This window comes from Protofrankia sp. CiP1_Cm_nod4, assembly GCF_982290645.1.
Genome location: NZ_CEVIVC010000144.1, coordinates 1 through 9,317 on the forward strand (window position 1 = coordinate 1; position 9,317 = coordinate 9,317).

The following is a 9,317-nucleotide window of genomic DNA, read 5'->3' on the forward strand; positions in this document are numbered from 1 at the left end:
GGTGACGACCCGCAGGCCGGGGCTGGGGCCGGGGCTGACGGACGATGAGCGCCGGGAGCACCGAGGTCGAGCTGTACCGGACCGACGACTACGTCCGGGTCGGTCGGGTACCGCTCGTCCCGTTGTTGCAGACCGTCTTCGAGCGGGTGCTGGGTGAGGCTCTGGTCGGCAGCCGCTTCGAGCTGCTGTTCCTGCCGGTCGCGGACCGTTCCGAGCTGGCCGGCAGCCCCTCGGTGGTCAATCTCCGGTCGAGTCACGGCTACGTGCGGGTGCGCATCGTCCGGGACGGTCGGCTGCTCTACCAGCATCCGCACTCGGTCCGGGAGATCATCGCCCGGCCGTTGCAGCGGCTGCTCGCCGAGCAGATCCCGGCGGAGAAGCACTGGGGGTTCGGTATCCGCGGCCCCGGTTTCGACCGGGTGGCCCTGGTCCGGCCCGCCCCGCAGGTGGAGGGCCGGGTTGAGGTGACGGTGGGTTCCCGCCGTCCCCGGGCCTTCCATCTGGAGGAGATCCACGAGCCCGGCCCCCCGGCCGCGACTCTCGCCGATCTCGTCGCCGACGTGGCCAGGACACCCGGTGCCGACGTCAAGATATCCGGCGCCGAGATGTCCGGCGCGGACGCCGAGATACCCGACGCCGAAATACCCGCTGAAATACCTGACGTGGATGTCGTGCTGCCCGTGGCTGACCGTGACGCCGATACCGACGCAGGCGCAGACGCAGACGCCGGTGCCGGCGTCCGTGCTGGTGCCATGCTTACGGCCACGGCTGCGCCGGGAGTCACGGTGGTGATCGACCGTGACGTCGCCGACGCCCTGAAACGCCGGACGGAGTTCTCGGCCGAGGTGGAGGAAGGCGGTTTTCTCGCCGGTCACGTCTACCGTGACGCGGACCGTCCCGGCAGCCACCTCGTGAAGATCACGGCGGCGATCGCGGCGGAGCGGACCGGTGCGTCCCTGTTGCATTTCACCTTCACCGGCGAGAGCTTCCTGCGGATCAACGAGCAGCTGGCCGGCCGCGGCCGGGACGAAAGGCTCGTCGGCTGGTACCACACCCACCTGTTCCCGGCCACCGGCGAGATCGGGTTGTCGTCGGTGGACGTCGAGCTGCACACGACCACGTTCCGCCGGCTCTGGCAGGTCGCCGGCCTGGTCAACATCGACCGGGACGACCCGCGGGATCGGGTGCTGCGCTTCTACCACGCGGAGGCCGCCGATACCGCCGATACCGCCGACGACGGAAGTACGACAAGCGCACCTACAACAAGCGCAGGAGATACAAGAGGTACAAGGAGTGCAAGAAGGACGCGGGATGGTGGCGAGAGCATGGTGCTCACCCCCTACTGGGAGACCACCGGATGAACGCGGAGACGACCGCGTGCCGGGTGCTCGCCTGGGCCGCTGACACCGCAGGCCGGCCGGCGGGTGACGCCACGGGACGGCCGGCGCCACCGCCGGTCGGTCCGTTGCGGGAAGCCGGCGCGCTCGGCCGTCCCACCGCGGGCACTGTGACGGCGTTGCGGGAGCTGATCCGTGACACGGCCGCCCGGCTCGGGGCGGGGTCGCCTCCGTTCGCCGATCCGGCGCCGGTCGGCCCGGGTGCGCTGCTGCTGGCGGCCGCGGTCGGCGGGCGGGCCCAGCCCGCCGCGGCGCGGGCACTCGCCGAGGCGGTCCCGGCGCCGAGGCTGTCCGCCGGTGGCTGGGCCGACGCCCTCGCCCGGCATGCGGTGGTCGCGCCGGCACTGTCGGTGTGCCGACCCATGCCCGGCGCCTCGGCACCCGGGCAGGCGGCGACAGCTGCGCCAGCCTCGACACCCACGCAAGCGGCGGCACCTGGGCAAGTGGCGACAGCCGGGCAAGTGGCGACAGCTGCGCCGGCCGCGGCGTCCGTGGCAGCCGCGCCGGTCGTGCCGGCGGCCGACCGGACGATCGACGCCGAGCTGGCCGACGCGCTGCTGCGGGCGTCCATCCTGACCGCGGTGCTGCACCGGCCGCCGCTGGGCCGGCTGGCCGGGGGTGCCACCGCGACGGAGGCCGCCGCCGCGGTCGGCCTGCTCGGCCGGCCGCGCGGGCGTGCCGTGCTGACCGCGGCGCTGGCTGGGTGGTCGTCCGACCCGGCGGTGCTCACCTGGCGGACGGAGCTGCTGACCCGGCTGTCCCACGAGCATCCCGATGTCGTGCTCGACACCTACCTGCTGGCCCGGCTGCGCCACGGCGCCGACTGGGACAGGCGGCTGAGCGCGGCGGCCCGTGCGCTCTCCGGTGCCGGCCTGCCCGACGACCTGCCTGTCGCCACCGTCCGGTTCTGGGCGCCGCTGGCCGTGCTGGACCAGCGCGACCCGGCGCTGATCCGCTCCCGGACGTTCCTGGACGGCCATCGTGACGCGCTGAACCTCGTCCGGCGGTACCGGCTCGCTCTGTCGGTGGCAGGTGCGGCATGAGCGCGGGCCTCCTCAGGCTGAGGCTCGTCCCGCTCGATCCGACGGCGTTTCATGATCGATACGTGCTGGCCGAGACCGACGAGCCGAAGCTCACTCTCGGTGAGCTGCTGGCCGACCTGCCGGCGTTCAGCCTCACCCCGCTGGATCCGGCCTACCTGGAGGTGCCGGTCCGGCGGCTTGTCCTGGAGCTGGCCGAACCCGACCCGTCGACCCCGCTCCACCTCCCGCCCGGCCTGGACCTGACGGCTCTCGCCGCGGCCGGCTCACCGCGCGACGGTGGACCGGCGGCTGGCGCCGACGCCGGTGCCGGCCCCGGTGCCGCGGTCGGCGCCGACCCCGATGCGGACACCCGTGCCGGCACGGCCGAGCGGAACACCGGCGCGACCGGGCAGGTCGTGGCCGCGGAGCTCGGGCATCCGGAGACGCTGAGCGAGCGGGAAGCCGTGCTGATCGCGCACGACATGGAGATCAACCGGGCCGCCGCGTACCTGGAGAGCGGCATGTCGGTCCTGGTGCGCTGCGAGAAGCTGCTCGTCGAGCACCTGGCCCACGAGATCGCCGGCCGATCCGGGCGGCCCCAGCGGACGCTGCGGCCCGTCGGCGGCGCCGGGGCGCCGGGGATGCCGTCCGGCCTGGGGGAGGCGACCCCGCTCGGCGGCGGGCGCCGCGCCGAGCTGCTGGCCGCGCTGCAGGCCGCGGTCACCGACGCCAAGCCCGGTGACGTGGTGGTCGTCCCCCATCTGGACCTGCTCGCCGGCGGCAGCGACGCGGCGCTGACGAGCGAGGCCCGGGAGCTCACCGACGTCCTCTACGAGCGCAGCGCGTGCGTGCTGCTGGCGTTCACCGACCCGTCCCTGGTGATCCCGGAGGTGCTGGCCAACCGGTTCGCGGTCCGGCTGTCGATCGAGATCCTGCCCCGGGAGGTGGCGACCGGCTCCGGCGCGCGGGTGCCGGTCGGGCGGGCGCTGGTCACCCGTGGGGAGGCCGAGCTGTTCGACGGCTTCGACGCGACCGACCTGTACAAGTACGTGGCCGGGATGAACGCCGTCCGGCTGCGCAACGCCCTGCGGTTCGCCTACCACCAGCACCGCCCGACGCTGCGCCAGGGCGACCGGCGGCCCACCTTCGCCGACCTGCGCCACGAGCTGCGGGTGTTCAAGGCCCGGACGTCCAGCTCGTTCGAGGTGCCGAACGTGCCGTTCTCGGCGATCGGCGGCTACGCGGACGTCAAGGCCGAGCTGACCCGGGCGCTGACCATCATCGGCGGCGCCGTGGACCTGCCCGCCCACCTGCGCCACGACCTGGTGCCGCGGGGGTTCATCTTCCACGGCCCGCCGGGCACCGGCAAGACGCTGTTCGCCAAGGCCGTGGCCGCCCGGCTGGCCGCGACGATCCTGGTGGTCAGCGGGCCGGAGGTCACCGACATGTACGTCGGGGAGAGCGAACGCAAGATCCGCGACCTGTTCGCCGAGGCCCGCCGCAACGCCCCGGCCGTGGTCGTCTTCGACGAGTTCGACTCGATCGCGGCCCGGCGCACCGGCCGGGACGACGGCGGCAGCCGGGCCGGCAACGCGATCGTCGCCCAGCTGCTCACCGAACTCGACGGCTTCCGCCCCGAGGTACCAGTTCTGATCATCGGTACGACCAACCGGATCGACCTGATCGACGACGCGCTGCTGCGGCCGAGCCGGTTCCGCCCGATCCGGATCGACCTGCCGGACGAGGACGCCCGCCGGGAGATCGTCCGGGTGCACGCCGGCCACTTCGGCATCCCGGTCAGCCCCGTCCTGGTGGACGCCATCGCGCGGGCGACCGAGGGGCTCAACGGCGACGAGATCCGCTCGGTGTTCCGCGACGGCCGCGCCGACGAGCTGGTCGGCGACCCGAGACGGCCCGCCGACGCCCGCCGGCTCGGCGAGCTGATCGGGGCGCTGCGCGCGGCCCGGCAGCGGCGGGAGCTGGAGCGGAACCCGCGGCCGGGCCGCTCCGGCGCCGGCCGGCAGCGGGTGGCCCTGGTGGCGACTCCGGATCACGTCCCCTCCGCGGGCGCCTCCGTGGGCGGGGCGGGGACCCGTGGCGCGGGCACGAGGGGCGCCGCCGCCGGCACCGCCACGGCGGGCACCGGTACGGTCACGCGTGGGGCCATCCGCCCGGCGGGCGGCCCGGCCGGCGAGCCGATCGGGGTCGCCGGGGTCGCCGGCCGCCGTGGCACCACGGATATGCTCCCGATCGTCACCTATGGGGAAGAGTTCACCACGGACGGGAGCCCCCAAACCGGGACGTCCCGCGACGCCAGTACCAGTCCTGGCCGGGGGGAGAGCACCACGCCATGACCACACCAGCGACCGCATCGGTGACCACGCCGGCGCTGGACCAGCCGACCAGGGTGCTGGCGCGCACGTTCGCCACCCGGCTGCGCGACGTCCGGCAGGACTTCGTGGACCGGGACGAGGCGGTCGACCTGCTCGCCCTGGCCGTCCTGTGCCGTGAGCACGTCCTGCTCGTCGGGCCGCCGGGGACCGCCAAGAGCAGCCTGCTGGAACGCTTCCGCCGCACGCTCGACGCCCGTTACTTCAGCTATCTGCTGACCCGGTTCACCGAACCGGCCGAGCTGTTCGGGCCGATCGACATCCGGCGGCTGCAGACCGAGGGCGTCTACCAGGTGAACACCGCCGGCATGCTGCCCGAGGCCGACATCGCCTTTCTCGACGAGGTGTTCCAGGGCAGCTCGGCGATCCTCAACACCCTGCTCACCCTCATCAACGAACGGACCTTCCACAACGGCACCCAGGCGGTCGGTGCCAATCTGATCACGCTGCTCGGGGCGTCCAACGACATTCCGGACGACCCGGTGCTGGCCGCGTTCAGCGACCGGTTCCTGCTGCGCTGCCGGCTCGACTACGTCCCCGACGACGACATCGAGGACGTCCTCACCCTCGGCTGGCGTGGCGAACAGGAGCTGATCAACGCGGTGGCGGACGGGGCGGCCGCGGCGGACGGCCCGGCCGGGCGGACCCGGGCCGGGTTCGGCCTCGCCGACCTCGGCCGGCTCCAGCGCGCCGTCGCCGACATCGACCTGACCGCCGTGCGCGGGCCGTTCGCCCGGATCGTGCGCTCGCTGCGCGCCGAAGGCGTCGTCTTCTCCGACCGGCGGGCGGTGAAGGCGCAGAAGACGTTCGCGGCCCGCGCGCTGCTCGCCGGCCGTGCCGCCGCCGAACTCGCCGACCTCGCCCCGCTCGTGTACCTGTGGACCGATCCGCGGGACGAGCAGACGATACGCCGGATCGTCGCCGACGCCGGAGTGCCCGTCGACCAGCCCGGCCGCACCGTGCGCAGCCTCGGCGAGCTGCGGATCGATCTTGCCGAGCTGGCCGGCCGCCGGGAGGAGGCGTCCCGCGCCGAGGAGTTCCGGGAGCTGCTGCGACGCGGCCAGCGGCTCGTCCTGGAGCTGCGCCGCGACCATCCCGACGCCCGTGACCTGCTCACCGACGTCCAACGCCACCAGCGGGAGACGATCACCATCTACCGGGAACGGTTCGCCGAGGAGGAGCTGGTCGATGTGTAACCCGCGCCGGGTCCGCGTCCGCGCCACCCGTGACCTCAGCGACGCCTGGGAGCAGGAGATCCGCCGCCAGGTGACCCGGCGCGGGCAGGCCACCGGCGACGCCCGGGTCCGCGAGCCGCTGGCCGCCGGCATCGGCGCGCCCACCCTGGCCGCGTTGACCGGCGTCCTCGCCCGCACCGCCGGGTGGGAACGTGACGGCGAGTCGTTCCGGCACGCCCTCGACGGCGGCTGGCTGATCTACCATCCCGCCACCCGCGAACTGGAGATCGTTGCGGAGGCCGTCGCCGAGGTGACGGCCTCCGGCGAGGCCAGCGCGGTCGTCCGCGGGCAGCTCGCCGAAACCGTCGAGGCCGAGGGCGAAGGCGTCTACTACGACGACAACTACGGCGGCCGGACGCAGCGGTACGCCCACCGGGAGGCCGCGCGCAACGCCGAGCGGGCTGTCGACGCCCAGGTCGAGGCGCTGCTCGCCGCCGCCCGGCAGCAGGCCGACACCGCCGAGGGCGCCGCCGTGGAAGCCACCGCCTCGGCCCGCGCGGACACCGCCCTGGCCGAGGCCGCCGCTGCCCGCGTCGAGGAGCTGCGCCGGGAGGCCGCCACTCGGCTGGTCACCGTCGGTATTCAGGGGCGCAACATCTTCCACCAGGCGCTGGCCGGCGCCTACCGGGACGCGATCCTGGCCTACGCCCGGGCCCGGCGCGCCGAGGGCATCACCTGGTCGGAGAACGACGGCGTCCTCGACATCGAATTCGAGCTGCGGATCTGACGGCCCGGCCGGATTCCCGACTTCGGGCCACGGACCGCGGATTTCAGATCCTGGATTCCGGATTACGAACCACGGACACGAACCACGAACCACGGACACGAACCACGAACCAGGACCATGAACCGCGAGCTATGAACCACAGGCTATGAGCTGGCGGGCCACGTGTTATTGATTACGGGATTCGGGGGGTGAGGCATGCGGGTCCGGGTGAAGTTCCGTTACCGCGCCGACACCGGTGAGGTCGAGGTGTTCCGCGTCGAGGACACCAGCGAAGGCGCGCCCGCGGCCGACCACGACGTCCGCCACGACCGGATCACCGCCGACGTCGCCCGCATCGTCGAGAACAACGCCCTCATCGAGCAGGAGGCCCCGCAGCCCGTACCGCTGCTCCAGGAGCGGCAGGTGGGTCAGGAGCAGCAGGCCAGGCAGTGGCCCGCCGAGGAGGAGCCGTCGACCGGACGGGCCGAACGAGGGCAGCGGCTTCATGACTGACCATGTGCTGCTCGAGCGGGCCGCGGACTGCTACCTGCGGGCGGGGCAGACCGTCGAGGCCGCGCGCTGCTACCGGGACGCCGGCTCCTTCCAGCGGGCGGCGGAGCTGTCCATCCGGACCGGCCGGTACCGGGACGCGGCCGCCGACTACACCGCGGCCGGCCTCGTCCACGTCGCCGCCTGGCTGCTCGTCCACAACCTGGACGACCCGGCCGCCGCCCGCGCGTCGCTGTCAGCCGATCCCGATCCCGGACTGTCCGGAATATTCGGTTTGTCCGGTTCATATGGGCCGGCCGGCCCGGCGGCCCGGGCGGCGGACGCGACAGCTGAGCCGGCTGAGATGACGGCTGGGCCGGCGGCGGCCGGGCGTACGGCCGGTTCGGTGGTCACGGCGGCGGACGTGCCCGCTGGTTCGGCCAGGCCGGTGGCCGCTCCCGCCGGATCGGTGGTCGGGACCGCCGAGATGGTGGCCGGTTCTGCCGGGTCGGTGGTTGGGACCGCCGAGATGGTGGCCGGTCCCGCCGGGTCGGTGGTTGGCGCTGTCGGGTCGGTGGCCGGTTCTGCCGGGTCGGTGGTTGGCGCTGACGGAATAGTGGTCGATTCTGCCTGGTCGGTGCCCAGCGCTGTCGGGACGGCGATCGGTCTCGCCGGATCGGTGGTTGGTGCTGTCGGGATGGTGCCCGGCGCCGTCGGGAGGATGGGGGAGCCGGCGGTCGCGTCGGTGTTCGACGTCCTGTCGCGGCGGCTGGTGCTGGCTCGCTGCGATGTCGCCGACGGGCTGCCCGCCCGGCGCGTCCTGCCCGTGCTCGCCGACGTCCAGGCGGTGCTGGCCGAGCCGCCAGTCGCCGAGCCGCTGTGGCCCGTGGCCGCGGCCGGCCTGCGGGTCGAGCAGTGGGCGGTCGCGCTGGCCGAGGCCGCGCACCGCTACGACCAGGTCGCGCTCGTCTTCGCCGCGGCCGTGCGGGGGCGGCGCGCCGGCGCGGAGCAACGCTGGGCCGAGTGGTCGCTGCGGGTCCTGCGCACCGAACTGGTCCTGCCGCCGGCCGTCCCGGCCGCTACCCCACCAGCCACCACCGCCCCGGCCGCTGCCGGCCCGGCTCTCGCCAGGGCCGCCGCCGGCCCGTCCGGCGGCCGCGTGCCGTTTGCTCCGGGTGGGCCGTCCGTCCCCGCCGGGCCGTCCGTTGCGCCGCCGGGCCCACGACCAGCACTTCCGCGAGGGTAGCCGATGGCTTTTGGTTCTGACGGCCCGGCGTCCGGCCAGGGGCGACGCCGGCGCCCTTTCGACGTGCAGGAGATCCCGTCGGAGGAGGTTCCGGCTCCGCAGACAGCGGAGCCCGGCGGCCCGCCGCCCGCCGCCGGCCCGCCGGCATCCTCGCCCCCATCGCCTCCGGCCGCGGGCCCGGTCGCGGGTGCGGGTGACGGGAACAGGCCGGCACCATGGTCACCGCCGACGGCCACGACCGGCCCGGACGGCTCCGGGGGCTCCGGGGGCATTGGAGACGCCGGCTGGAATGGGCCGGTTTCGCCGGCGGGGGCGGCGGGGGCGCCCGGTCCGCCCGGTCCGCCCGGTCCGCCCGGTCCGCCCGGGGCGGCCGGCCCGGCGGCCCGGGCGGCGGACGTGACGGCTGGGCCGGCCGAGATGGTGGCTGCCTCTTTCGCCGGCCCGGCGCCGGTGGTGTCCCTTGCCGGCAGGTTCGGCTCCGCGTCCGCGGCACTCGTGTTCGCCGGCTCGCTTGTGGCGACCGGGCATGGCGAGAGCCTCCAGTTCCTCCGCTCCGACGGATCCACCCCGACCGGGACGTCCACCCCGACCGGGACGTCCACCCCGACCGGGACGTCCACCCCGACCGGGGCATCCGGCCCGTCCGGCGCCGATGGATCCGCTCCGACCGGGGCATTCGCCTCGGCCCGGACGAACGGATCCGCCTCGGCCGGGGCATCCGGCCCTGCCAGGACGGATAGATCCGGCCCGGCCAGGGCTGGCGGATCCGGCCCGGGGGGAAGCGGCGGAACCCGTCCGGCCGGGGACTGGTGGGTGGCTGCTGACATGGTCC

General features: G+C 74.5%; 7 protein-coding genes. All 7 read left to right on the forward strand.

The window, feature by feature from the left end; genetic code table 11:
• Nucleotides 1-44: 44 nt before the first annotated feature.
• The 7 genes from AC5LSR_RS20170 to AC5LSR_RS20200 all read left to right on the forward strand — a co-directional run bounded on the left by AC5LSR_RS20170 (nt 45) and on the right by AC5LSR_RS20200 (nt 8,485).
• Nucleotides 45-1,361: a JAB N-terminal domain-containing protein gene (locus AC5LSR_RS20170; protein ID WP_250286735.1), complete on the forward strand. Its 1,317-nt coding sequence runs from the start codon at nt 45-47 to the stop codon at nt 1,359-1,361.
• On the forward strand, nt 1,358-2,440 hold the full coding sequence (locus tag AC5LSR_RS20175; RefSeq protein ID WP_493465608.1) for a hypothetical protein: 1,083 nt from the start codon (nt 1,358-1,360) through the stop codon (nt 2,438-2,440). The genes AC5LSR_RS20170 and AC5LSR_RS20175 overlap by 4 nt, the downstream gene beginning before the upstream one ends.
• Nucleotides 2,437-4,773 carry an AAA family ATPase gene (locus AC5LSR_RS20180; protein ID WP_493468830.1) on the forward strand — a complete coding sequence of 779 codons (2,337 nt, stop codon included), beginning with the start codon at nt 2,437-2,439 and terminating at the stop codon, nt 4,771-4,773. The genes AC5LSR_RS20175 and AC5LSR_RS20180 overlap by 4 nt, the downstream gene beginning before the upstream one ends.
• Complete coding sequence (locus AC5LSR_RS20185) at nt 4,770-6,005, forward strand: AAA family ATPase (protein ID WP_250286626.1); 1,236 nt, start codon at nt 4,770-4,772, stop codon at nt 6,003-6,005. Before AC5LSR_RS20180 ends, AC5LSR_RS20185 begins: the two co-directional genes overlap by 4 nt.
• Nucleotides 5,998-6,771, forward strand: a complete 774-nt coding sequence (locus tag AC5LSR_RS20190; RefSeq protein ID WP_250286624.1) for a molecular chaperone DnaJ — start codon at nt 5,998-6,000, stop codon at nt 6,769-6,771. Before AC5LSR_RS20185 ends, AC5LSR_RS20190 begins: the two co-directional genes overlap by 8 nt.
• A gap of 195 nt (nt 6,772-6,966) precedes the next feature.
• Nucleotides 6,967-7,263: a hypothetical protein gene (locus AC5LSR_RS20195; RefSeq protein WP_493468831.1), complete on the forward strand. Its 297-nt coding sequence runs from the start codon at nt 6,967-6,969 to the stop codon at nt 7,261-7,263.
• Nucleotides 7,256-8,485 carry a hypothetical protein gene (locus AC5LSR_RS20200; protein ID WP_250286620.1) on the forward strand — a complete coding sequence of 410 codons (1,230 nt, stop codon included), beginning with the start codon at nt 7,256-7,258 and terminating at the stop codon, nt 8,483-8,485. Before AC5LSR_RS20195 ends, AC5LSR_RS20200 begins: the two co-directional genes overlap by 8 nt.
• Nucleotides 8,486-9,317 lie beyond the last annotated feature (832 nt).

Bases quoted from the DNA above. Each gene is read 5' to 3' on its own strand.
- AC5LSR_RS20170 (WP_250286735.1), top strand. From the start codon at position 45: ATGAGCGCCGGGAGCACCGAGGTCGAGCTGTACCGGACCGACGACTAC.
- AC5LSR_RS20175 (WP_493465608.1), top strand. From the start codon at position 1,358: ATGAACGCGGAGACGACCGCGTGCCGGGTGCTCGCCTGGGCCGCTGAC.
- AC5LSR_RS20180 (WP_493468830.1), top strand. From the start codon at position 2,437: ATGAGCGCGGGCCTCCTCAGGCTGAGGCTCGTCCCGCTCGATCCGACG.
- AC5LSR_RS20185 (WP_250286626.1), top strand. From the start codon at position 4,770: ATGACCACACCAGCGACCGCATCGGTGACCACGCCGGCGCTGGACCAG.
- AC5LSR_RS20190 (WP_250286624.1), top strand. From the start codon at position 5,998: ATGTGTAACCCGCGCCGGGTCCGCGTCCGCGCCACCCGTGACCTCAGC.
- AC5LSR_RS20195 (WP_493468831.1), top strand. From the start codon at position 6,967: ATGCGGGTCCGGGTGAAGTTCCGTTACCGCGCCGACACCGGTGAGGTC.
- AC5LSR_RS20200 (WP_250286620.1), top strand. From the start codon at position 7,256: ATGACTGACCATGTGCTGCTCGAGCGGGCCGCGGACTGCTACCTGCGG.